The following is a 22,582-nucleotide window of genomic DNA, read 5'->3' as shown; positions in this document are numbered from 1 at the left end:
TCAGTCGACCAGCACGAAGACCGCGCCGCAGTAAGGGCACTGGGCCTCGTGGCTGGGTTCTTCGTCCACCGGCAGATAGACCCGCGGATGCGAGTTCCACAACGCCATCTCCGGGGTCGGGCAGCTCAGCGGCAGGTCGGCGCGGTGCACGGTGTAGCGCTTCTCTGCATTGGCGGGCGCGGTGGCGGTATGGCTCATGGCGGTGGGACACGGCGGGAGGAGACGGGGAATTCTAGCAGCCCGCCCCAGGCGCGCGCCGGCCAGGAAACGCCGCGCCTGTCCTGTCCCGAGTTTGTCCGTTCCTGTCGGCTTGATGCCAAGCGATGACATCCACTATGCTCGGGGGACGCGGCGCAACCATGCCGCTCTGAGGTGTCCCGTGGATATAGGTGTGCGATTGATGCAGGCGCGGCGCAATGCCGGTTTCACGCTGCGCGAACTGGCGGCCTTGCTGGGCGTGGCGCATAGCACCCTGGGTCACTGGGAGAACAATCGTTCCGTTCCCAATGCCCGGCATTTGCTGAAGATTGCCGAACTTACCGGCGTCGATGCCTATGTGCTGTTGACCGGCAAGCCGTCCAAGCTGAACCAGGGCGACCACGAAAGCCTGCCGCTGCCGGTAGGCAAGCGCCTGGCCTGAGCGCGCTGCGGCGCCCGCTGTGGCGCCGCGGTCGATCCTGCGCAAACGCGTTGGCGGGCGCCGCATGGCGTCGTGCTTTTGCGCATCTTGCGGCAGGTTTTTGCGCAGCAACTTCTAAGTCGTTCACGCGCCACGCTCTGATCGCGCCTGCTTTTAGCGCGTTCACGGCATTCCGTGGCCAGGCGCCAAACCAGCCTGCTTTGACTTCGACCCGCCTCAGGCCTGGTCGACCAGACCCCGCTGCTTCACTCGGCCATCCGCGAAGCGCGTGCGCGCCGTGCGGCCCATCGCCGGATTGGTGATCTCGGCGGGGAACCGGACAAGTCCGACGCAATGACCTACAGGGACCCGCTGCAGGCAGCCCGCCGTACGCACACCAACCGATCCGGACGACTGCAGCGAAACGCGCAGCCATCAACGGCTGCGCGCATGCGTACCGAACGCGCCGGAGCGCTTGCTTACGGCGCGCTCTTCTCCGCTTCCAGCTGCTTGCGGATCTGCGCATCGACCGCGGCGATCGCGGTCATGTTCATCACCCGGCGCGAGGTGGCACTGGTGGTGAGGATGTGCACCGGCTTGGAGATGCCCATCAGGATCGGGCCGATCGCCACGCCATCGGTGAACACGCGCACCAGGTTGTAGGCGATGTTGGCCGCTTCCAGGTTAGGCAGCACGAACAGGTTGGCGCGACCCTTCAAGGTGCTGTTGGGCATGATCTGCTTGCGCAGCGCTTCGTCCCAGGCGGTGTCGCCCTGCATCTCGCCGTCGATGTTGAGTTCGGGCTTGCGCTTGAGCAGCGCCTCGCGCACCTGGCGCATCTTCAGCGCGTCGCGCGAGTCGTGGCTGCCGAAGTTGGAATGCGACAGCAGCGCGATATTCGGCTCGATGCCGAACAGCCTGAGTCGGAATGCGGCCTGCAGCGTGGCCTCGACGATCTGCTCCACGCTCGGATCTTCCTGCACGTGCGTATCGAGAAAGAAGAACGCGCCCAATTGGTTGATCACCCCGGTCATCGCCGAGGTCGAGCTGACCCGCGGTTCCAGCGGAATCACGCTGCGCGCATAGCCGAGCTTCTTGTGGAAGCGGCCGACCACGCCGGTGAGCAGCGCATCGGCTTCGCCGCGCGCGACCATCACCGCGGCGATCAGCGTCGGCCGCGAGCGCATCAGTTCCTTGGCCGCGGTGACGGTGACGCCGCGGCGCTCGGTCAACGAGTGGTAGTACTGCCAATAGTCGTTGAAGCGCGGATCGTCGTGGATGTTGGTGATCTCGAAGTCCACGCCAGCGGTGATGCGCAGGCCCAGGCGCTGGATGCGCGCCTCGATCACATCCGGGCGGCCGATCAGGATCGGGAACGCCAGGCCTTCGTCGATCACGCTCTGCACCGCGCGCAGCACCACTTCCTCTTCGCCCTCGGCATAGACCACGCGCTGCTTGTCGGCGCGGGCGCGGTCGTAGACCGGCTTCATCATCAGGCTGGTGCGGTAGACGAACTGGCCGAGCTTGTCGCGATAGGCCTCCATGTCGGCGATCGGGCGCGTGGCCACGCCCGAGTCCATCGCCGCCTGCGCCACCGCCGAGGACAGCTCGACCAGCAGGCGCGGATCCAGCGGCCGCGGAATCAGGTAATCGGGGCCGAAGCTCGGGGTCTCGCCGCCGTAGGCCGCGCCCAGGTCGGAAGCCTCGCGCCGCGCCATCGCCGCGATCGCCTTGACGCAGGCGATCTTCATCGCCTCGTTGATGCCGGTGGCGCCGACGTCGAGCGCGCCGCGGAACAGGTACGGGAAGCACAGCACGTTGTTGATCTGGTTCGGGTAGTCCGAACGGCCGGTGCCGATGATCGCGTCCGGGCGCACCGCCTTGGCCGCCTCCGGGGTGATTTCCGGATTGGGATTGGCCAGCGCGAAGATCACCGGCTGCGCCGCCATCGTCGCCACCATCTCCGGCTTGAGGATGCCGGCGGCCGACAGGCCGAGGAAGATGTCCGCGCCCTCGACGATCTCGGCCAGGGTGCGCTTGTCGGTGTCGCGCGCGTAGCGCTGCTTGTCCGGATCCAGATCGGTGCGGCCGGTATGGATCACGCCGTCGCGGTCCAGCGCCAGGATGTTCTCCGGCTTCAGGCCCAGCGAGACCAGCATGTTGACGCAGGAGATGCCCGCCGCGCCCATGCCGGTGGTGGCGAGCTTGACGTCCTCGATCTTCTTGCCGGTGACGACCAGCGCGTTGAGCACCGCGGCGCCGACGATGATCGCGGTGCCGTGCTGGTCGTCGTGGAACACCGGGATGTTCATCCGCTCGCGCAGCTTGCGCTCGACGATGAAGCACTCCGGCGCCTTGATGTCTTCCAGGTTGATGCCGCCGAAGGTCGGCTCCAGACTGGCGATGATGTCGACCAGCTTGTCCGGATCGTTCTCGTTGATCTCGATGTCGAACACGTCGATGCCGGCGAACTTCTGGAACAGCACGCCCTTGCCTTCCATCACCGGCTTGGACGCCAGCGGGCCGATGTTGCCCAGGCCCAGCACCGCGGTGCCGTTGCTGATCACCGCGACCAGGTTGCCGCGCGCGGTCAGCTCGCTGGCCTGTTGCGGATCGGCGACGATCGCTTCGCAGGCGAACGCCACGCCTGGCGAATAGGCCAGCGACAGGTCGCGCTGGGTCAGCATCGGCTTGGTCGCCGCGACCTTGATCTTGCCCGGCGGCTGCTGGCGGTGATAGTCGAGGGCGGCCTGTTTGAAATCGTCGTTTGACATCGAGGGCTTCTTTTGTCGAAAGGCGCGGAGGCTTGGAATTCTACTCTCCGCGGCCATGGCCGGTCCTGTCTGGCGGCTGTCGCCGCGCGCGCCGGCACCTGAAAAAAAGCGACGCGCCGGCAATGCCGGCGCGTCGTACGCTGCAGCGGATCAGCGGGCGGCGAGCGGTTCGGCCGTCACCGCCGGCAGCGGCACGGCCTCGCCGTCCAGCGCCAGACGCAGGCGATCGCGGTCCAGCGCGTTCTCCCAGCGCGAGACCACCACCGTGGCCACCGCGTTGCCCATGAAGTTGGTCAGCGAACGGCACTCGCTCATGAAGCGGTCCACGCCCAGGATCAGCGCCATGCCGGCCACCGGCACTTCCGGCACCACGGCCAGCGTCGCCGCCAGGGTGATGAAGCCGGCGCCGGTCACGCCCGCGGCGCCCTTGGAGCTGAGCATCGCCACCAGCAACAGCGTGATCTGGTGCCACAGGGTCAGTTCGGTGTTGGTGGCCTGGGCGATGAACAGCGCCGCCAGGGTCATGTAGATGTTGGTGCCGTCCAGGTTGAACGAATAGCCGGTGGGCACCACCAGCCCGACCACCGACTTCTCGCAACCGGCCTTTTCCATCTTCTCCATCAACGACGGCAGCGCCGATTCGGACGAGGACGTGCCCAGCACCAGCAACAACTCCGCCTTCAGATAGCGGATCAGCTTGAAGATCGAGAACCCGCACAGGTACGCCACGGCGCCGAGGATCACCAACACGAACAGCAAGGACGTGACGTAGAACGAACCGACCAGCCAGGCCAGCTGCACCAGCGAATGCAGGCCGTGTTCGCCGATGGTGTAGGCGATAGCGCCCAGCGCGCCGATCGGCGCGGTCTTCATCAGGATGTGCACCAGCTTGAACACCGGCGCGATCAGCGCCTCCAGCAGGTTCACCACCGGCTTGCCGCGCTCGCCGACCAGGGCCAGCGACACGCCAAACAGCACGGCGACGAACAGCACCTGCAGCACATTGGGGCCGGCCAACTTGCCGTTGACCACCTGGTCGCCAGTGAACGCGCCGATCAGAGAATTGGGAATGATGTCCATCAAGAAGCCGACCAGGGTCAGGTCGTGCGACTTCTGCACGTAGCTGGCGACCTTGCTCTGGTCCAGCGTCGCCAGATTGACGTTCATGCCCGCGCCGGGCTGCACCACGTGCGCGACGATCATGCCGACCACCAGTGCCAGCGTGGAGAAGAACAGGAAGTACACCATCGCCTTGACGAAGACGCGGCCCACCGTCTTCAGCTGGGTCATGCCGGCGATGCCGGTGACGATGGTCAGGAAGATCACCGGCGCGATGATCATCTTCACCAGCTTGATGAACGCGTCGGCCAGCGGCTTGAGCTGGGTGCCCCAGGACGGCTCCAGATGGCCGAGCAAGGCACCGATGACGATGGCGACCAGCACCTGGACGTACGTATGCCTATAGAACGGCACAGGACGCGGCGCTGGGCCGGCAGGGGAAGCGGGGATATGCATGTGAGCGCTCCGGAGCGGATGTAGAACGGCAACCCGACGCAGGTCGCGGAATGCTGCCTTTGTACGCGGCGCCCGCTTCTAAGCAGATAACCTATTGGTACTAGTTCCCTGTTCGCGACGCCGCCGACGCAGTTACAGTGTTCCGGCACGCTCACGGGAGGGAGGTGCGACGCGCGATGCCGGCCAGGTAAATGCCCGCCGATACCGCGTCGCCTGCCGATCTGCCGCCGGCGCTGCCGGCGTCGCATGCGTATTCAGGGGCGATGCGCCGTCGCAGGATCGCAACATCGCTGTAAAGAACCGCCGGATGCGCCCGCTATTGCATGCGGGCGGCTCGTTGTTCCGGCGATGCGCCCCGCACCACGGCCGAGGGAAGGTCGTGGTCGGCATCACGCTGCACCGCCCGCGCAAGCCTTGCCGTCCCGTCTGTCGAGTGCCGGCGCGCTTTTTTCCTCATCAAGAAGACATCACACCATGCGCCATACCCTTCTCTTCGCCGCGCTGTGCCTGACCGCCGCCGCTCCCGCCGCTGCCGCCAGCGGGTTCGACGATTGGCCGACCAAGGTCGCCTTCAGCGACGGCACCGAACTGGCCGTAACCGGCAACTACGGCTACGACTGGAACAACTTCTCCGACGACGACGCGCGCCTGGAAGACGACAACGCGTTCCGCCGCAAGGAATTCGGCGCCACGCTGAAGAAGAAGGGCGTGTACGACGCGATGGTGTACTTCGACTTCCAGTCCAAGCTGTGGCTGGACGTGTTCTTCCGCTTCGAGACCAAGGCGCTGTTCGGCAGCGACTACGGCAAGGTGCGGCTGGGCTACATCAAGGTGCCGGTCGGCCTGGAAGGCGTGACCAGTTCGCGCGCCGACAGCTTCCTGGAAACCGCGCTGCCGATCCAGGCGATCTACCAGGGCCGCCGCACCGGCGTGGAGTGGACCTTCGAGCGTCCGCAGTACCTGCTGCAGGCCGGCGCGTACGGCGGCAAGGACCTGCAGGGCGACAACCCCGGCACCACCCAGGCGGTGCGCGGCGTGTGGACCCCGTTCAAGGCCGACGGCGACGTGCTGCATCTGGGCCTGGCGTATTCGCAGGAAAACCCGCGCGGCTACCACAACGGCCTGGACGTGAGCTTCAGCCCGCGCGTGCGCCTGCGTGCGCGTCCGGAAGCCGGCCTGACCGACGTGCGCCTGGTCGATTCGGGCACCCTGGTCGATGCCGACCAGGTGCGCCGCACCGGCCTGGAGGGAATCTGGATCAAGGGTCCGTTCTCGATGCAGGGCGAAGCGCTGCGCGCCGAGGTCACCCGCGACAACGGCCGCCCGGACTACACCGCCGACGGCCAGTACGTGTTCGCCAGCTACGTGCTGACCGGTGAGTCGCGCCCGTACAGCGCCGGCAACGTGGCCAACGTCAAGCCGGCCAACGCCTACGGCGCGGTCGAAGTGCTGCTGCGCTACAGCCGCCTGGATCTGGACGACGGCAGCGTGCTCGGCGGCCGCCAGCACGACTGGACCGTGGGCGCCAACTGGTACCTGACCAGCCACTTCAAGTTCCAGGCCAACTACGTGCGCGCCGATGCCGAGCGCGCCGGCGTGCACACCAAGCCGGACTCGATCGACCTGCGCGCGCAGGTGCAGTTCTGATCGGCAGGTCCTGATCCGCATCTCGATCGGCACTGCCCGATCGAGGTGCGTTCGCAACGAAGACACGCGACGGCAGCGTCGGCCCTCCGCATCTGGGCCGGCGCTGCCGTTGCGCGTTCGGCAACCCGGCTGCATCGGCCGCATGCGCGCTCGCCGCGACACGGCGGGAACGCCTAGCGCAACCTTCCGCGGAACGCATCGCCACCAGCACGCGTGCCGCTGCCGCTAAGCTGGCAGGATACCGTCCCGACCGCGCCCACTCCGCCGCATGTATCCCCCCCTGCGCTATCGCCGCTTCGCCCTGCTGCTGCTCGCCGCCCTCGGCGGCATGGCGTTGGCGATGCTGTCGGCCGGGCATTTCGCCGAACAGCGCGCGCTGCGCGCCGAGAGCCGGCAACTGCGCCAGCAACTGGAGCTGTACGCGCAGACCCTGCAGCAGCGCATCGACCGCTACCGCACGCTGCCACAGGTGCTGGCACTGGATCCGGAACTGCGCGAGGCGTTGACCAGGCCGCTGGATCCGGCCGCGCACCAGCGGCTGAACCTGAAGCTGGAGCGCGCCAACGACGTCACCCGCTCCTCGACGCTGACCCTGATCGATGCCGACGGGGTGGCGGTGGCCGCCAGCAACTGGCGCCTGGCCAGCAGCAACGTCGGCGCCGACTACAGCTTCCGCCCCTACGTGAAGCAGGCGCTGGCGCAGGGCAGCGGCCGTTTCTACGGCATCGGCATGACCACCGGCGTGCCCGGCTATTTCCTGTCGCAGGCGATCCGCGACGAGGCCGGACGCACCCTCGGCGTGATCGTGATCAAGATCGAACTGGCCGCGCTGGAACGCGAATGGCTGCGCGTGCCCGACGTGGTGCTGGTCAGCGATCGCCATGGCGTGGTGTTCCTGTCCAGCCGCGACGCCTGGCGCTACCGCCAGCTGCAGCCGCTCAGCGCGCACGAACGCGACGAACTGCTGGCCACCCGCCAATACGCGCGGCAGACCTTGCTGCCGGCGCAGCGGCGCAGCCTGGCCACGCTGGACGACGGCGGCCAGGTGATGCGCATCGATGCGCCTGCGCAGCGCGCGCCGCTGCTGTGGCAGAGCATGGCGCTGCAGGAAAGCGGCTGGCGCCTGCACCTGCTGCACGACATCGGCGGCAGCCGCGCCGCCGGCCGCGCCGCCGCGCTGGCCGCGGCCGGCATCTGGCTGGCGCTGGTGTTCCTGGGCCTGCTGTTCCAGCAACGCCAGCGCCTGGCGCGGCTGCGCCAGCGCAGCCGGCGCGAACTGGAGTCGCTGCTGCAACAGCATGCGCAGGAACTGCGTACCGCGCAGGACGGCGTGGTGCAGGCCGCGCAGCAGGCCGATACCGGCCTCAGCCGCAGCCTGGAGCACCTGCCGCAGGGCGTGGTGATCATCGACGCGCAGTTGCGCCTGGTGGCGTGGAATTCGCGCTACCTGGAGATCTTCCGCTTCCCGCCGGAGCTGATCCGCATCGGCCGCCCGATCGAGGACGTGTTCCGCTACAACGCGCGCCGCGGCCTGCTCGGCCCCGGCCCGGTAGAAGCGGCGATCCAGCGCCGCCTCGACCATCTGCGCAGCGGCCGCCCGCACATGCGCGAGAGCGAGAAGGACGACGGCACGGTGCTGGAAATCCGCGGCAATCCGCTGCCCGACGGCGGTTTCGTCACCAGCTATGCCGACATCACCAGCTACAAGAACGCCGCGCGCGAACTGCGTTCGTTGGCCGACGCGCTGGAGCACCGCGTCGCCGAGCGCACCCGCGACCTGGCCGACGCCAAGCGCGAGGCCGAGAACGCCAATCGCTACAAGACCCGCTTCGTCGCCTCGGCGGTGCACGACCTGCTGCAACCGCTCAACGCCGCGCGCATGTTCGTCTCGGCGTTGCGCGGCAGGCTACACGACGCCGACGCGCGGCAGATCGCCGATCATGTCGACAACGCGCTGGTCGCGCAGGACGCGATCCTCAACAGCCTGCTGGACATCTCGCGGCTGGAAGCGGGCACGCTGAAGACGCAGGTGCGCGACTTCGCGCTGGGGCCGCTGCTGCAGACCCTGGCGCACGAGTTCGGCATCGTCGCCGAAGACCGCGGCCTGCATCTGGACTACGTGCCCACGCGCGCCGCCGTGCGCAGCGACGAGACCCTGCTGCGGCGCATCCTGCAGAACTTCCTGTCCAACGCGGTGCGCTACACCCCGCGCGGCCGCGTGCTGCTCGGCTGCCGCCGCGACGGCGACAGCCTGCGCATCGAGGTCCACGACCAAGGCCCGGGCATCCCCGAGGCGCTGCAGCAGGAGATCTTCGAAGAGTTCCGCCGCCTCGGCGACGGCGTCGCCCACGACCGCGGCGCCGGGCTGGGCCTGGCCATCGTGGAGCGCATCGGCCGCCTGCTCGGGCACCGCATCGGCCTGCGCTCGCAGCTCGGCCGCGGCAGTGTGTTCGCGGTCACCGTGGCGCTGGGCGACGCCGCCGCCGCGGCGCAGGCGCAGGCGCCGACCGCGGTGGCCAGCGACAACGGCGACGACCCGATCCTGCATGGCTGCCGGGTGTGGTGCATCGACGACGACCCGCGCGTGTGCGAAGCCAGCCGCGCGCTGCTGGAACGCTGGGCCTGCCGGGTGGAACTGGCCGCCGGCCCGGAGGAGGCGCTGGCAGCGGCGCAACCGGCGCAGGCGCCGGAGCTGGTGCTGCTGGACGTGCGCATGGGCGAGCGCGACGGCCCGGCCTTGTTCGCGCAACTGTGCGGGCGCTGGAACGCCGAACCGCGGGTGATCCTGGTCACCGCCGAACCGGACCCGGCGCTACGCGCGCTGGCCCAGGAGCACGGCTGGGGCTTCCTGTCCAAGCCAGTGCGCGCGCCGGCACTACGCGCGCTGATGACGCAGATGCTGTTGCGACGCGGTTGAGCCCCTTTCGCAGAAGGCGAAAGGGAGCAGCCGCGGCATGCCTTAGCCCCTCTCCCCTCGGGAGAGGGGTTGGGGTGAGGGTCCGGCGCGAAGCGGCTCGTGGAATTGGGTGCGCGAGGCTGCGCACGTACCCTCATCCGCCCCTGCGGGGCACCTTCTCCCGATGGGAGAAGGGAGCAGCGCTAGCCCCTCTCCCATCGGGAGAGGGGTTGGGGTGAGGGTCCGGCGCGCAGCGGCTCGCGGAGTTGGGTGCGCGAGGCTGCGCCCGGACCCTCATCCGCCCCCTGCGGGGCACCTTCTCCCGACGGGAGAAGGAACAGCCAGCTAGCCCCTCTCCCCTCGGGAGAGGGGTTGGGGTGAGGGTCCGGCGCGAAGCGTCTCGCGGAGTTTGGTGTGCGAGGCTTCGCCCGTACCCTCATCCGCCCCTGCGGGGCACCTTCTCCCGATGGGAGAAGGAACAGCCGACTAGCCCCTCTCCCGTCGGGAGAGGGGTTGGGGTGAGGGTGCGGTGCGCAGCGCCTCGCGGAGTTTGGGTGCACGAGGCTGCGCCCGTACCCTCATCCGGCCCTTCGGGCCACCTTCTCCCGAGGAGAGAAGGGAACAGCCGCCGTGCACAGACCCCGACGCCCGATCCACCACCGCCCCGCTCACCACTCGCGCGGCGCGATCAACTCTTCTGCATCGGCAGCATCGAAACCATAGGTCTTGGCGATATACAGGAAGTCCACGCCGATGTTGTCGCGCGCGGCGGTCTCGATCTCGCTGTCGTGCGCCTCGAACTCCAGCGCCAGCGCGTTGAATTCCTCGGTGGCGGCGTGGGTGAGCCGGTACAGCGCCGGCAGGTCCGGCGGGGCCTGCGACTCGATTGCCTCGCACAGCCGCAGCAGGATCTTCTGGCCCTTGCCGACCAGGAAGGAAGGAAAATAATCGTCGTCCAGCATTTCCTGCAGGAACGGGTAGTAGGCGATCTGCTCGTTGCGGATAGGCATGGTCCGGTGATCCTTTCCGCCCGCAGGAAGCGCGGGCGCCAGTGCATAGCATCGCGTATCCGGGCGCGGCGGAAAACGCTCCCGGCCAACCGCATGGCCGATCGCCGCGCGCGGGGTTCAGGCCTCGCCTTCCGGCTCCAGCGCCTTGACCAGCACCGCGGCCTGGGTGCGGCTGTGGCATTCGAGCTTTTTCAGGATCGCCGTCACATGCACCTTGACCGTATTCTCGGCCAGGCCCAGTTCGTAGGCGATCTGCTTGTTGAGCAGGCCGTCGGCCAGGCACAGCAGCACGCGGAACTGCTGCGGGGTCAGCTGCGCCAGGCGCGCGGCCAGTTGCGCGTCGGCCTCCGAACGCGCGGCGGTCAGCGGCGGGAACCAGGTACCGCCGTCGAGCACCGCCGCCACCGCGATGCCGATGGTCTCGGCCGGCGAGGATTTGGGAATGAAGCCGGCCGCGCCGAACTGCTGCGCGCGGCGGATCACCCGCGGGTGGTCGTTGGAGGAGATCACCACCACCGGCACCTCCGGACGTTCGCCGCGCACGTGCAGCAGCGCCGAGAAGCCGCGCGCGCCAGGCATCGCCAGATCCAGCAGGACCAGGTCGACGTGCGCCTGCGCGGCCAGCGCGGCATCCAGCGTGGCGGCGCTGGACGCCTCGGTCACCCGCGCGCGCGGCAAGGCCTGGCGCAGCGCGTGCAGCACCGCGGCGCGGAACAGGGGATGGTCGTCGGCGACCAGAATCGTGGGCGCATCCATGCCTACAGTCTGGCATGCGCGGCCGCCACCGTGCCGGTCCTGCGCCAGGAATCGCCCCGCCCCCGGCAGTGGCGGCGTTCAAGCCGCAGCACCGGCGGCCGATAGCGAGGCGTGATCCGGACCCTTTCGACCCTGCTGCGCGGCCTGCGCCCGACCGGGTGCCGCTGCGCGCTGCTGGCGGCGCTGCTGGCGCCAGGCGCGAGCGTGGCCGCGACGGTCGGCGCGACCGCCGCCAGCACTGGCGACGACACCGAATTGCCGAGCAGCCTGGAGCATTTCGGCCTGGACGACGGGCTCTCGCAGCTCACCATCACCGCGCTGCAGAGCGACGACCAGGGCTTCCTGTGGGTCGCCACGCAGGAGGGCCTGAACCGCTTCGACGGCCATCTGTTCCGCGTCTACCGGCACGAGCTCAACGCCAGCGACCGGCAAAGCCTGCTCAGCAGCAGCATCGACAGCCTCGCCTTCGAATCCCGCGGCACCCGCCTGTGGCTGGGCAGCAACGACGCCGGCCTGGAGGTGATCGACCTGGCCACCTGGAAGCGGCATCGACTGGGAGTGACCAACGGCCTGTCCCACAACCGGATCACCAACATCCTGATCGATCCGCGCGGCGGCGCCTGGCTCGGCACCGAGCACGGCATCGACCGCGTCGACACGGCGCTGAGCCGGGTGCTGCCGCTGGGCGGGGATGCGCCGGTGGTCGGCCTGAACTGGATGCCCGACGGCAAGCGCGCGGTGGCGCTGGACCGGCGCTGCCGGCTGTGGCTGCTCGACACGAACGCGCGCCAGGCGCTGCCGGCACCGCCCGGCATCGACGAATGCGTGGGCCTGCAATCCGGGCCGGAGGGGCTGTGGCTGGCCTCGGCCAGCGCCGGGCTGTTCAAGCTCGATGCGCAAGGCGCCACGCTCGCGCACTGGAGCACGCAGCAACTGCTGACCGCGCACAGCGATCTCAGCGCGCTGATCCGCCTGGCCGACGGGCGGGTGCTGGTCGGCTCCACCAATGGCACGGTGACGCAACTGGACAAGGACGCGGCGACGCCGCGGCGGCTGCGCTTCGACGTGCCGCCGCAAAGCGCCATCACCCGGTTCTACCAGGACGGCAACGGCACCTGGTGGATCGGCACCTACACCGCCGGCCTGTACCGGGTGCGGCCGATGTCGGCAGTGATCCGCAACGACGAGGAAGACCTCAGCGACACCCATGCCTGGCCCAGTCCCAGCGTGCGCAGCATCTGGCGCGACGGCGCGCGCATGCTGATCGGCACCGACCAGGGGTTGTTGCTGCGCGAGCGCGGCCGCGCGTCCTGGCAGGTCCCGGCCGCGCTGGACACGCGCATGGTGCGGGCCATCGAGGGCGACGGCCGCCACTGGTGGCTGGGCACCCGCCACGGCCTGTGGCGCCTGGACGAAAACGGCGCGCTGGCACGCGTGGACGGGCTAGCCGATGCGCACGTCAACGGCCTGCTGCGCGAGGGCGATACGCTGTGGGTGGCCACGCGCCGCGGGCTGACCCGGGTGGTCGACGGCCGCGTGCAGGACGATCCGCGCTGGGCGCCGCTGGCCGGGCGCATGCTGACCCGGGTGTACCGCGACACCCAGGGCACGCTGTGGATCGGCTGCAACGACTGCGGCCTGTGGCGGATACGCGGCGACCGGCCGGCCGAGCCCTACCGCCCCGGCGGCGCCGGCCTGTATCCGTCGGTGTGGGCGCTGTACGAAAAGGACGGCGTGCTGTGGGTAGGCACGTTCTCCGGCGGGCTGTATGCGGTGGACCTGAAGCGCGACCTCGCGGTTCGCTACACCGACCGCGAAGGCCTGAGCAGCAACGTCATCTACACCATCCTGCCGGATCCGCAGGGACGCTTGTGGCTGAGCACCAACAACGGCCTGAGCGTGCTCGATCCGGCCACCCGCATCGTGCAGAACCTGGGCAGCCGCGACGGCCTGCAGAACCAGGAATACAACAGCGGCCAGGGCTATCGCGACAGCCGCGGGCTGCTGTATTTCGGCGGCACGCAGGGCGTGGACGTGATCGACCCGCACAAGCTGCCGTTGCGCAGCCACCCGGCACGCGCGGTGCTGACCGACCTGCGCGTGCTCGACGCCAGCGAAGGCAGCCACGACGGCAAGCGGCAGACCGAGACCGACGTGGTGTATGCGCACGACATCGCGCTGGACTATCGCGACAACGTGTTCGCCCTGGGCATGACCGCGATCGACTTCACCGCGCCGGGCACGGCACGGCTGCGCTACCGGGTGGACGGCCTGCACAAGGGCTGGATCTATCCGCAGACCGCGCACAGCGAATTCTCGGTCAGCCATCTGCCGCCGGACCGCTACACGCTGGAACTGCAGGCGGCCGGGCGCGACGGCCAGTTCGGCGCAGCGCGCACGCTGCAGATCGAGGTGCGGCCGCCGCCATGGCGGCATCCGCTGGCGTATGCAGGCTATGCGCTGCTGGGCCTGCTGCTGCTCGGCCTGGGCGCGCAGCGCGTGCGCCGCACGGTCAACCGCGAGCGCGACATGGTGGAACTGCTGAACCTCACCGTCGCCGAGCGCACCCGGCAGCTGGAGCGCGCCAACCAGCAACTGCTGCAGAGCAATGCGCAACTGGAAGCGGCCACCCGCCTGGATCCGCTGACCCGGGTTTCCAATCGCCGCGAACTGCAGGATTGGCTGGCCCGCGAATGCCCGGCGCTGCGCGCGCAACTCGACGCCGGCAGCAGCGCCGATGCGCTGTATTTCTTCATGATCGACATCGACAACTTCAAGCGCATCAACGACGACTACGGCCACCAGGCCGGCGACACCGCGCTGGTGCACTGCGCCGACAGCCTGCGCGCGCTGTGCGGCGAGCGCGACCTGCTGGTGCGCTGGGGCGGCGAGGAATTCGTGCTGGTCACCCGCCTGCCTCGCGACGGCGCCGCCGAGGCGCTGGCCGAGCGCCTGCGCGCGGCGGTGGCCGCGCAGCGTTTCGCGCTGGAGCAGCGCGAACTGACCCTGACCTGCTCGATCGGTTTCGCGCCGTGGCCGTTGGTGGCGGCATGGCCAGCGCTGGGCGATTGGGAGCAGAGCGTGGGCCTGGCCGATCGCTGCCTGTACGCGGCCAAGGGCGCCGGCAAGAACGCGTGGGTGGGGCTGGGCGCCGGCGCGGCGCCGGACCGGCCGCGCGTGCAGGCCTTGCTTGCCGGCGGCGCGCCCGAACAGCTCGGCGACAGCGTGCGCATCGTGCACTCCACCGCGCAGCCGCCGCACTTCGCGCGTTGAGCGCCGGCGCCCGCCGCGGCGGTTTCAGCGCGGCGGATGGCGACGCATGCTGCTGCGCCAGGCATCCAGGAACTGGCGGCGCTTGAGCGCGTCCAGGTACACCAGCAAGCCCGGCCCCAGCGCGATCGGGCGGAACGCCGGCGTTGCCGCCGGCGCCGCGCCGCCGCTGCCGCTGCCGCTGCCGCTGCCGCCGGCGCCCGGCAGGATCGGCTTGAGCCGCGCCTCGCGCGACAGCACCTGCTGCCCGCGCGGCGACAGCAGATAGTCGAGGAACCGGCGCGCCTCGACCGCGTGCGGCGTATCGCGCGGAATGACGGCCGTGCGCAACGCGACCAGGGTGTAGTCCTCCGGCTGCACGATCGCCAGCGGCGCGCCGGCGTCGATCCGCGCCTGCGCGTAGGACCCGAGCACGTTGTAGGCCAGCAGCAATTCGCCGCGGCTGACCCGGTCCAGCAGCACGCCGGTGCGTTCCTCCAGCACCACCTGGTTGTCGCCCATCGCCGCCAGCAACGCGCCGGACATGCTGCCGATCTGTCCGTCCTGGGTCGCGAACAGATAGCCCACGCCGCTGCGCTCCACGTCGTAGGTGCCGATCCTGCCGCGCAGCGGCATGCCTGGCGCGCGCAGCAGCTCCAGCAACTGGCGGCGCGTGCGCGGCACCTGCGCCGCCGGCAGCCGCGCCTTGTTGTAGACGATCGCCACCGGCTCGTAGCTGATTCCGAACGCCTCGTGCCGCCATTGCGCCCACGCCGGCAGCGCCTCGGTCTGCGGCGAACGGTGCGCGAGCGCGTGGCCGTCGTTCACCAGCTTGGTCTGCAGGTCCATGCTGGCGCTGATCAGCAGGTCGGCGCAGCGCGCGCCCGGCTGCGGATGCAGGTAGCGCTGGTACATGTCCCAGGCGATCACGTCCTGGTACACCACCTCGGTACGCGGATGCAGCCGCTGGTAGTCGCCGATCACTGCGGCGAACACCTCGATGTCGGTGGACCCCTGGATGCACAGTTGCGCCTCGGCGCCGCCCTGCGCCGGGAAGCGGCGGATGTCGCCGGGTGCGGCCAGCGCGTCGTGGAACAGCAGGCAGCCCAGCAGCAACAGCGTGGCGCGAAGCGATCGAAGTGGAATCATGGATGCAACCTGGGCAGGCGCAGGCTGGCGATCAGGCCGCCGCCGACGCGGTTGGACAGATCGATGCGCCCGCCGTGGCTGTCGACCACGCGCTTGACGATCGCCAGGCCGAGTCCGGCGCCGCCGGCGGCCGCGCCCTCGCCGCGCGCGAAGCGTTCGAACACGCGCTCGGCGTCGGCGGCGGCGATGCCGGGGCCGTGATCGGCCACAGTCACCACGCAATCGCGCGCTTCGCAGGTCAACGCTACTTGCAGCGCGCCGTCGCCGCCGTACTTGCCGGCGTTGTCGATCAGGTTCTTGATCGCCTCGCGCAGCAGCAGCGCGTCGCCGCGCACCATCGCCGGCTCGCTGGCGATGGCCAGCTGCACGCGCGGCCGCGGCTGCGACTGCGGCAGCGCTTCGTGCAGCGCCTGGTGCACGACCTCGGCCAGGTCCACGCTGGCGTAGCGCTGCAGGTTGGCGCGGTGGATCACGCTGGCGTCGCTGAGCAATTGGTTGAGCAGCCGGCTCATGTGCGTGGCGTTGCGCTCGATCGCCTCCAGGCTGCGGCGCATATCGCGCGGATCGTCGTCGTCCAGCGCCAGCTGCGCCTGCGCGCGCAACGCGGCCAGCGGCGTGCGCATCTGGTGCGCGGCCTCGGCCATGAACGCGCGCAAGGTCTCGTTGCTGCTCGCCAGGCGCGCCATGAAGCGGTTCAACGCCGCCACCATCTGGTGCATTTCCTGCGGCGCCGCCACCGCCAGCGGCTTCAGTTCCGAGGGTTCGCGCCGCGACAAGTCGCGCTCGATCCGGTGCAGTGGACGCAACGCGCGATACACCCCCAGCCACACCAGCGCCAGCGACAGCAGCGACAGCAGCGCGATCGCGACCAACGCGTGCAGCACCACATCCTGCGCCAGCGCTTCGCGCGCGCGCCGGGTCTGCCCGACCTGCACCCACACCTCGTCCTGCGCCGCGGCCGACGACACCCGCCGCGCCACCACCGCGAAGCGCACCTGCTCGCCGCTGTAGAACGCGTCGAACAATCGCGGCGCGGTGCTGGCACGCGGCAGCGACGGCGCCTTCGGCAGATCGTCGTAGCCGGTGATGGTGCGCCCGCGCGCATCGAACACGCGGTAGAACACCCGGTCCTCCGGCGCCATCGCCAACAGGTCCAGCGCCGCGTACGGCAGGTCCACCTGCCATTGCCCGTCGGCCAGCGCCACCGAATCGACGATCGACAGCGCCGAGGACACCAGCAGGTGATCGTAGGACCGGTTGGCCGCACGCTGACCGTAGTCGCGCGCGGCGAAGAACAGCGCCACCGCGCCGAGCAGCGACAGCGCGCCCAGGTACAGCAGCAGGGTGCGCCGGATCGACGGTGCCGGCAGCGCGGCCTCAGCCATCGCCGCCCGCATCCTGCGGCGGCGCCGGCGGCGCTTCGACCTCGGCCGCTTCCAGCTTGTAGCCGACCCCGCGCACGGTGACGATGCGCAGCGGCGCGCCGACCAGCTTCTTGCGCAGGCGCCCGACGTACAGCTCGATCGCGTTCGGCCCGGCCTCGTCGTCGAAGCCGAACAGCCCGTTGCCGATCTCGTCCTTGCCGACCACCTGGCCGATCCGCCCGATCAGGATCTCCAGCAGGCGGTATTCGCGATTGGGCAGCTCGATCGGCGTCCCGTCCAGGCTGACGGTATGCGCGGCGTTGTCGAAGGCGAAGCCACCCAGTTGCACCACCTCGCTGGCGTTGCCGCGGTTGCGCCGCAGCAGCACCCGGCAACGCGCCTCGAACTCGCGGAAATCGAACGGCTTGCCCAGGTAATCGTCGGCGCCCACGTCCAGCGCCTGCACCCGGTCCTCGATGCCGTCGCGCGCGGTCAGCATCAGCACCGGCGTGGTGTCGCCGCGCTCGCGCAGCCCGGCCAGCACGCGCAGCCCATCCAGCCCGGGCAGGCCGATATCCAACACCACCAGGTCGAAACTCTGGTAGCGCAGCACGCTGGCCGCGCCCAGCCCATCGCTCTGCCAGTCCACCGCATGCCCGCTGCGGCGCATGCGCCGCACGATCGCATCGGCCAGATCGGCGTTGTCCTCGACCAGTAGAAGGCGCATTGGTGCCGGGAATCGGGAATGGAGAATCGGGAATGGTAAGAGCAATTGCCGAAGCCTAGCGCATCCGGAGAGCAACGCTCTTCCTATTCCCCATTCCCGATTCTCCATTCCCGCCTCCCCCACCGACAGGTCGATGACAGCTACGCCGCACTAGGCTGCAGCCACGCTGGCCTGCGCGTTCCGCTGCGGGCTACCGACTCATCGACGCGCTGCGCGCACCTGGGAGGGTACGTGAACCTGAAGAAATTGAGCCTGTGCGGCGCTTGTGCCTGCGCCGTGTTGTCCCTGCCCGCCCTGGCGCAGGCCGCCGATGGCGACCACGACGGCCCGGTCACCGCCGAGATCGGCGGCCGCCTGCATTGGGACTTCGCCCAGTTCGACAACGACCAGCGCGGCACGCCCAACCCCGACAACACCGAGATCCGTCGGTTGTGGATCGACGTGTCCGGCAAGTTCTTCGGCTTCGGCTACAAGGTCGAAGGCGATTTCGCCGGGTTGCAGGACGACTTCAACGGCAAGGGCATCGAGGCCAAGGACGTCTACCTGACCCGCAAATTCGATGCCGGCACGCTGAGCGTCGGCCAGTTCAAGCAGTATTTCTCGCTGGACGACCGCACCGGCTCCAACTTCGGCCAGTTCCTGGAGCGCAGCGGCGCGGCCAGCACGCTGGCGCCGCTGTACCGCAAGGCGGTGTCATGGCAGGCGGCCGGCAAGGACTACACCTGGGCCGCCAGCGTCTACAGCCTGGAAAGCATCGACGTGTCCAACATCAAGGGCGATGCGTTTGGCGGTCGCGGCACCTGGGCGCCGGGCGCGCGCGATGGCGACGTGCTGCACCTGGGCGTGTCGCTGGCGCACGAGCGCTACGACCACCCCGGCGCCAACGGCGCGCCGGCCTTGAGCATCCGCCCGCGCCCGGCCGGGCATCTGTCCGACGACAGCCGCATCACCCTGGCGCGCTTCGCCGACGGCCGCGATACCGACGTGGACAAGTGGTCGCTGGAATACGCGCAGGTGCGCGGCCCGCTGTCGTGGCAGAGCGAGTTCAGCGGCGGCCTGTTCGACGACGGCGCGCAGCGTGCGCAGGTGATGTCCGCCTATGGCTTCGTCAGCTGGTTCGCGACCGGCGAATCGCGTCGCTACGACAGCAAGACCGGGCGCTTCACCCGCATCAAGCAGGTCAACAACCCGCGCGGCGCGTTCGAACTGGCGCTGCGCTACGACCGCATGTGGGGCACGCAGCACCTGGACGGCCAGGCGGACTTCCTCGACGCGTCCACCGCGTCGTGGACGCTGGCCGGCAACTGGTACCTCAAGCCGAACCTGCGCCTGATGCTGAACCTGATCGACAGCCGCAACCGCGACCATCTGGCGGGTGCCACGCTTGATCACACTCGGGCGATTACTGGCCGGTTTCAGTATGACTTCTGATGCGCGGGACCCGGGACTCGGGACTCGGGACCGGAAGAACCGAAGTCGGTAAAGCTTCACATCGCGATGTCGCGCTTTTCCGAGTCCCGAGTCCCGGGTCCCGAGTCCCGCCCCCCCTTTCCGTACCACTCCAAGGAAACTCCCCCATGCTGACCGCGCTCGGTTTCGGAATGGTCATCACCTTCATGTACCTGATCATGAGCAAGCGGCTGTCGCCGCTGGTCGCCTTGATCATCGTGCCGATCGCCTTCGCGCTGGCCGGCGGCTTCGGCACCGGCATCAACGAGATGATGCTGGAAGGGATCAAGAAGATCGCGCCGACCGGCGTGATGCTGATGTTCGCGATCCTGTACTTCGGGGTGATGATCGACGCCGGCCTGTTCGATCCGCTGGTGCGGCGCATCCTGCGCCTGGTCAAGGGCGACCCGATGAAGATCGTGGTCGGCACCGCAGTGCTCGCGCTGCTGATCTCGCTCGACGGCGACGGCTCCACCACCTACATGATCACCGTGTCGGCGATGCTGCCGCTGTACCGGCGCATCGGCATGAACGCATTGAACCTGACCTGCGTGACCATCCTCGCCGGCGGGGTGATGAACCTGACCCCGTGGGGCGGCCCGACCGCGCGCGCGGCCACCGCGCTGCACGTGGACCCGGCCGACGTGTTCGTGCCGCTGGTGCCGGCGATGGCGCTGGCCATCGCCGGCATCCTGCTGCTGGCCTGGTACCTGGGCATGCAGGAGCGGCGCCGGCTCGGCGTGGCCGCGCTGCCGGGCGACACCTGGATGGACAGCAGCGTGGCCGACGACGGCGACGCGCTGCCGACCGTGGAAGACGCCGAGGACATCAAGCGGCCGAAGCTGCTGTGGGTGAACCTGGTACTGACCCTGGCGCTGATGGCGGCGCTGGTGGTCGGCGTGCTGCCGATGCCGGTGCTGTTCATGATCGGCTTCGCGCTGGCGCTGCTGATCAACTATCCGAACCTGGCCGAACAGCGCCGGCGTCTGGTCAACCATGCCGGCAACGTGCTGTCGGTGGTGTCGCTGATCTTCGCCGCCGGCGTGTTCACCGGCATCCTCTCCAACACCGGCATGGTCGAGGCGATGTCGCGCAGCTTTCTGGCGGTGATTCCCGATGCCTGGGGTCCGTACCTGGCGGTGATCACCGCGCTCGCCAGCATGCCGTTCACATTCTTCATGTCCAACGACGCGTTCTACTTCGGCGTGCTGCCGATCCTGTCCGAAGCGGCCAGCCACTACGGCATCACCCCGGTGGAAATGGCGCGCGCCTCGCTGGCCGGACAGCCGGTGCACCTGCTCAGCCCGCTGGTGCCATCGACCTATCTGCTGGTCGGCCTGGCCAAGGTCGATTTCGCCGACCACCAGCGCTTCACCATCAAGTGGGCGGTGCTGGTGTCGTTGCTGCTGATGGGCGGCGGCTTGTTGTTCGGCCTCTTTCCGCTGGCGCGTTGACCGCCGCCCGGGATTGGGAATTCGGGAGTCGGGATTCGCAACAGCCCAGGCCCGCTCCGCTTGTCCAATCCCGAATCCCCACTCCCGAATCCCAACTCCGAAGGAGTTTCTCCATGACTCTACGAATCGCCTACGTCACCAGCGGCATGGGCAGCATCGGCACCGCGATCTGCCAGAAGCTGGCGCGCAACGGGCATACCGTGGTCGCCGGCTGCGGCCCCAATTCGCCGCGCAAGTCGGCGTGGCTGCGCGAGCAGCGCGAGCTGGGCTTCGACTTCGTCGCCTCCGAAGGCAACGCCACCGACTGGGATTCCACCGTCGCCGCGTTCGCCAAGGTCAAGGCCGAGGTCGGCGAGATCGACGTGCTGGTCAACAACGCCGGCGGCAGCCGCGACACCCTGTTCCGGCAGATGAGCCGCGAGGATTGGCAGGCGGTGATCGCCAGCAATCTCAACTCGCTGTTCAACATCACCAAGCAGGTGGTGGACGGCATGACCGCGCGCGGCTGGGGACGCATCGTCAACATCGGCGCGGTCAGCGCGCAGAAGGGCCAGATCGGCCAGATCAACTACGCCACTGCCAAGGCGGCGATGCAGGGCTTCAGCCGCGCGCTGGCGCAGGAAGTGGCCTCGCGCGGGGTCACCGTCAACACGGTGTCGCCCGGCTATATCGCCAGCGCGGCGATCAGCAGTTTTCCGCCGGACGTGCTCGACCGCCTGGCGACCTCGGTGCCGCTGCGCCGGCTCGGCAAGCCGGAGGAAGTGGCCGCGCTGTGCGGCTGGCTGACCTCCGACGAAGCGGCCTACGTCACCGGCGCCGACTACGCGGTCAACGGCGGCTTGCACATGGGCTAGGCCAGCGCTGCCTCACGGGTTGGCGCTGGCATCGCAGCGGCTGGCATACACTGCCGATTCCGCTCCCTGCGCCAGCGCCGACACCGCATGTCCGACAAACCCGACCGCACCGCGCCAGGCGCGCGCCTGCAGATGGCCGACATCGCGCGCATGGCCGGCGTGTCCGAATCCACCGTCTCGCGCGCGCTGGCCGACAACCCGGTGGTCGCCCAGCGCACCCGCGCCTATATCAAGCAACTGGCCAGCGAGGCCGGTTATCGCGTCGATCTGGCCGCGCGCAGCCTGCGCTCGCGGCGCTCCAACATCGTCTGCGTCGCGGTGCCGCTGATGCACGCGCACGAACAGCCGCTGTCGGACCCGTTCATGATGACCATGCTGGCGCTGCTCGCCGACGCGCTGACCGCGCGCGGCTACAGCATGCTGCTGTCCAAGCTCTACCGGCACCAGGACCATTGGGTCGAAGACCTGGCGCACGGCAGCCGCGCCGACGGCGTGATCATGCTCGGGCAGAGTTCCGAGCACGCCGCGCTCGACGCCGCCGCGCGCGGCGGCCTGCCGATGGTGGTGTGGGGCAGCCGCATCGACGGCCAGGCCTACGTCAGCATCGGCAGCGACAACCTGCGCGGCGGCGAGCTGGCCACCGCGCACCTGATCGAGATCGGCCGCCGCCGCATCGCCTTCCTCGGCGACGAGCAACTGCCGGAGGTGGCGCCGCGTTTCGCCGGCTACCGGCGCATGCTCGAGTGCCACGGCCTGGAGTTCGATCCGCGGCTGCATGCGCGCAGCCACTTTCTCAGCGAAGACGCCTACCGGTTGACCCGGGCGATGCTGAAGAAGGCCGATCCGCCCGATGCCGTGTTCGCCGCCTCCGACGTGATCGCGCTGGGCGCGATCCGCGCGCTGACCGAAGCCGGCCACCGCGTGCCGCAGGACATCTCGCTGGTGGGCTTCGACGACATCCCGCTGGCCACCTACAGCCAGCCGCCGCTGACCACGGTGCGCCAGGACCTGGCGCAGGCGGCGAAGCTGCTGGTGGACGGCGTGCTCGGCCTGATCGACGGGCAACCGCTGCAATCGGTGGAACTGGCGGTTAGCCTGGTGGTGCGCGATTCGGCGTGA

16 protein-coding genes are annotated in these 22,582 nt (G+C 69.2%); 8 read left to right on the top strand and 8 right to left on the bottom strand.

From position 1 onward, the window contains the following. Positions 1-198, bottom strand: a complete 198-nt coding sequence (locus tag HEP73_RS04520; protein ID WP_184412051.1) for a zinc-finger domain-containing protein — start codon at positions 196-198, stop codon at positions 1-3. A 202-nt stretch (positions 199-400) separates the two neighbouring features. Here HEP73_RS04520 and HEP73_RS04515 point away from each other — a divergent pair, with 202 nt between their 5' ends. Continuing rightward, positions 401-640 carry a helix-turn-helix domain-containing protein gene (locus tag HEP73_RS04515; RefSeq protein WP_145703540.1) on the top strand — a complete coding sequence of 80 codons (240 nt, stop codon included), beginning with the start codon at positions 401-403 and terminating at the stop codon, positions 638-640. A 458-nt stretch (positions 641-1,098) separates the two neighbouring features. Here the strand turns inward: HEP73_RS04515 and HEP73_RS04510 are convergent, their stop codons facing one another. Beyond that, entirely contained in the window at positions 1,099-3,393 is a 2,295-nt protein-coding gene (locus tag HEP73_RS04510; RefSeq protein WP_185815310.1) for an NADP-dependent malic enzyme, read from the bottom strand. Between the two features lie 150 nt (positions 3,394-3,543). Then, positions 3,544-4,908, bottom strand: coding sequence for a dicarboxylate/amino acid:cation symporter (locus tag HEP73_RS04505; protein ID WP_185822283.1), 1,365 nt, complete (start codon positions 4,906-4,908; stop codon positions 3,544-3,546). 474 nt (positions 4,909-5,382) lie between these two features. Here HEP73_RS04505 and HEP73_RS04500 point away from each other — a divergent pair, with 474 nt between their 5' ends. Together HEP73_RS04500 and HEP73_RS04495 are read left to right on the top strand one after the other, a co-directional pair. Further along, complete coding sequence (locus HEP73_RS04500) at positions 5,383-6,555, top strand: OprO/OprP family phosphate-selective porin (RefSeq protein WP_185822282.1); 1,173 nt, start codon at positions 5,383-5,385, stop codon at positions 6,553-6,555. Positions 6,556-6,823: 268 nt separating this feature from the next. Continuing rightward, entirely contained in the window at positions 6,824-9,472 is a 2,649-nt protein-coding gene (locus HEP73_RS04495) for a hybrid sensor histidine kinase/response regulator (RefSeq protein WP_185822281.1), read from the top strand. A gap of 647 nt (positions 9,473-10,119) precedes the next feature. Here the strand turns inward: HEP73_RS04495 and HEP73_RS04490 are convergent. Beyond that, positions 10,120-10,461: a DUF5713 family protein gene (locus HEP73_RS04490; RefSeq protein ID WP_185822280.1), complete on the bottom strand. Its 342-nt coding sequence runs from the start codon at positions 10,459-10,461 to the stop codon at positions 10,120-10,122. Between the two features lie 117 nt (positions 10,462-10,578). Next, positions 10,579-11,217, bottom strand: coding sequence for a LuxR C-terminal-related transcriptional regulator (locus tag HEP73_RS04485; RefSeq protein ID WP_185815305.1), 639 nt, complete (start codon positions 11,215-11,217; stop codon positions 10,579-10,581). A 111-nt stretch (positions 11,218-11,328) separates the two neighbouring features. Here HEP73_RS04485 and HEP73_RS04480 point away from each other — a divergent pair, with 111 nt between their 5' ends. Continuing rightward, positions 11,329-14,490, top strand: a complete 3,162-nt coding sequence (locus tag HEP73_RS04480; protein ID WP_255423668.1) for a ligand-binding sensor domain-containing diguanylate cyclase — start codon at positions 11,329-11,331, stop codon at positions 14,488-14,490. 24 nt (positions 14,491-14,514) lie between these two features. Here HEP73_RS04480 and HEP73_RS04475 read toward each other — a convergent pair whose 3' ends face one another. From HEP73_RS04475 to HEP73_RS04465, 3 genes are read right to left on the bottom strand one after another with little or no spacing between them, the layout of a single operon-like run. Then, positions 14,515-15,615, bottom strand: a complete 1,101-nt coding sequence (locus tag HEP73_RS04475; RefSeq protein ID WP_185822279.1) for an ABC transporter substrate-binding protein — start codon at positions 15,613-15,615, stop codon at positions 14,515-14,517. Further along, positions 15,612-17,000, bottom strand: a complete 1,389-nt coding sequence (locus HEP73_RS04470; protein ID WP_185822278.1) for a sensor histidine kinase — start codon at positions 16,998-17,000, stop codon at positions 15,612-15,614. The genes HEP73_RS04475 and HEP73_RS04470 overlap by 4 nt, the downstream gene beginning before the upstream one ends. After that, complete coding sequence (locus HEP73_RS04465; protein ID WP_185822277.1) at positions 16,993-17,706, bottom strand: response regulator transcription factor; 714 nt, start codon at positions 17,704-17,706, stop codon at positions 16,993-16,995. Before HEP73_RS04465 ends, HEP73_RS04470 begins: the two co-directional genes overlap by 8 nt. Positions 17,707-17,937: 231 nt before the next feature. Here HEP73_RS04465 and HEP73_RS04460 point away from each other — a divergent pair, with 231 nt between their 5' ends. The 4 genes from HEP73_RS04460 to HEP73_RS04445 all read left to right on the top strand — a co-directional run bounded on the left by HEP73_RS04460 (position 17,938) and on the right by HEP73_RS04445 (position 22,582). Then, positions 17,938-19,137, top strand: coding sequence for an OprO/OprP family phosphate-selective porin (locus HEP73_RS04460; RefSeq protein ID WP_185822276.1), 1,200 nt, complete (start codon positions 17,938-17,940; stop codon positions 19,135-19,137). 146 nt (positions 19,138-19,283) lie between these two features. Then, positions 19,284-20,609, top strand: coding sequence for a CitMHS family transporter (locus HEP73_RS04455; protein ID WP_185815300.1), 1,326 nt, complete (start codon positions 19,284-19,286; stop codon positions 20,607-20,609). Between the two features lie 113 nt (positions 20,610-20,722). Further along, a complete protein-coding gene (gene phbB / locus HEP73_RS04450; protein WP_185815299.1) occupies positions 20,723-21,463 on the top strand; it encodes an acetoacetyl-CoA reductase in 741 nt (246 codons plus the stop codon). A gap of 87 nt (positions 21,464-21,550) precedes the next feature. Further along, positions 21,551-22,582: a LacI family DNA-binding transcriptional regulator gene (locus tag HEP73_RS04445; protein ID WP_185822275.1), complete on the top strand. Its 1,032-nt coding sequence runs from the start codon at positions 21,551-21,553 to the stop codon at positions 22,580-22,582.

It is taken from the genome of Xanthomonas sp. GW, assembly GCF_014236815.1.
In the GTDB taxonomy this organism is placed as follows: Bacteria; Pseudomonadota; Gammaproteobacteria; order Xanthomonadales; family Xanthomonadaceae; genus Xanthomonas_A.
Note: the sequence above shows the minus strand (reverse complement) of the source record. Positions and strands in the feature narration are given on the sequence as shown.

What these genes read in the sequence shown, in the direction of transcription:
- HEP73_RS04520 (WP_184412051.1), bottom strand. Translation starts at nt 198, where the DNA reads ATGAGCCATACCGCCACCGCGCCCGCCAATGCAGAGAAGCGCTACACC.
- HEP73_RS04515 (WP_145703540.1), top strand. Translation starts at nt 401, where the DNA reads ATGCAGGCGCGGCGCAATGCCGGTTTCACGCTGCGCGAACTGGCGGCC.
- HEP73_RS04510 (WP_185815310.1), bottom strand. Translation starts at nt 3,393, where the DNA reads ATGTCAAACGACGATTTCAAACAGGCCGCCCTCGACTATCACCGCCAG.
- HEP73_RS04505 (WP_185822283.1), bottom strand. Translation starts at nt 4,908, where the DNA reads ATGCATATCCCCGCTTCCCCTGCCGGCCCAGCGCCGCGTCCTGTGCCG.
- HEP73_RS04500 (WP_185822282.1), top strand. Translation starts at nt 5,383, where the DNA reads ATGCGCCATACCCTTCTCTTCGCCGCGCTGTGCCTGACCGCCGCCGCT.
- HEP73_RS04495 (WP_185822281.1), top strand. Translation starts at nt 6,824, where the DNA reads ATGTATCCCCCCCTGCGCTATCGCCGCTTCGCCCTGCTGCTGCTCGCC.
- HEP73_RS04490 (WP_185822280.1), bottom strand. Translation starts at nt 10,461, where the DNA reads ATGCCTATCCGCAACGAGCAGATCGCCTACTACCCGTTCCTGCAGGAA.
- HEP73_RS04485 (WP_185815305.1), bottom strand. Translation starts at nt 11,217, where the DNA reads ATGGATGCGCCCACGATTCTGGTCGCCGACGACCATCCCCTGTTCCGC.
- HEP73_RS04475 (WP_185822279.1), bottom strand. Translation starts at nt 15,615, where the DNA reads ATGATTCCACTTCGATCGCTTCGCGCCACGCTGTTGCTGCTGGGCTGC.
- HEP73_RS04470 (WP_185822278.1), bottom strand. Translation starts at nt 17,000, where the DNA reads ATGGCTGAGGCCGCGCTGCCGGCACCGTCGATCCGGCGCACCCTGCTG.
- HEP73_RS04465 (WP_185822277.1), bottom strand. Translation starts at nt 17,706, where the DNA reads ATGCGCCTTCTACTGGTCGAGGACAACGCCGATCTGGCCGATGCGATC.
- HEP73_RS04455 (WP_185815300.1), top strand. Translation starts at nt 19,284, where the DNA reads ATGCTGACCGCGCTCGGTTTCGGAATGGTCATCACCTTCATGTACCTG.
- phbB (WP_185815299.1), top strand. Translation starts at nt 20,723, where the DNA reads ATGACTCTACGAATCGCCTACGTCACCAGCGGCATGGGCAGCATCGGC.
- HEP73_RS04445 (WP_185822275.1), top strand. Translation starts at nt 21,551, where the DNA reads ATGTCCGACAAACCCGACCGCACCGCGCCAGGCGCGCGCCTGCAGATG.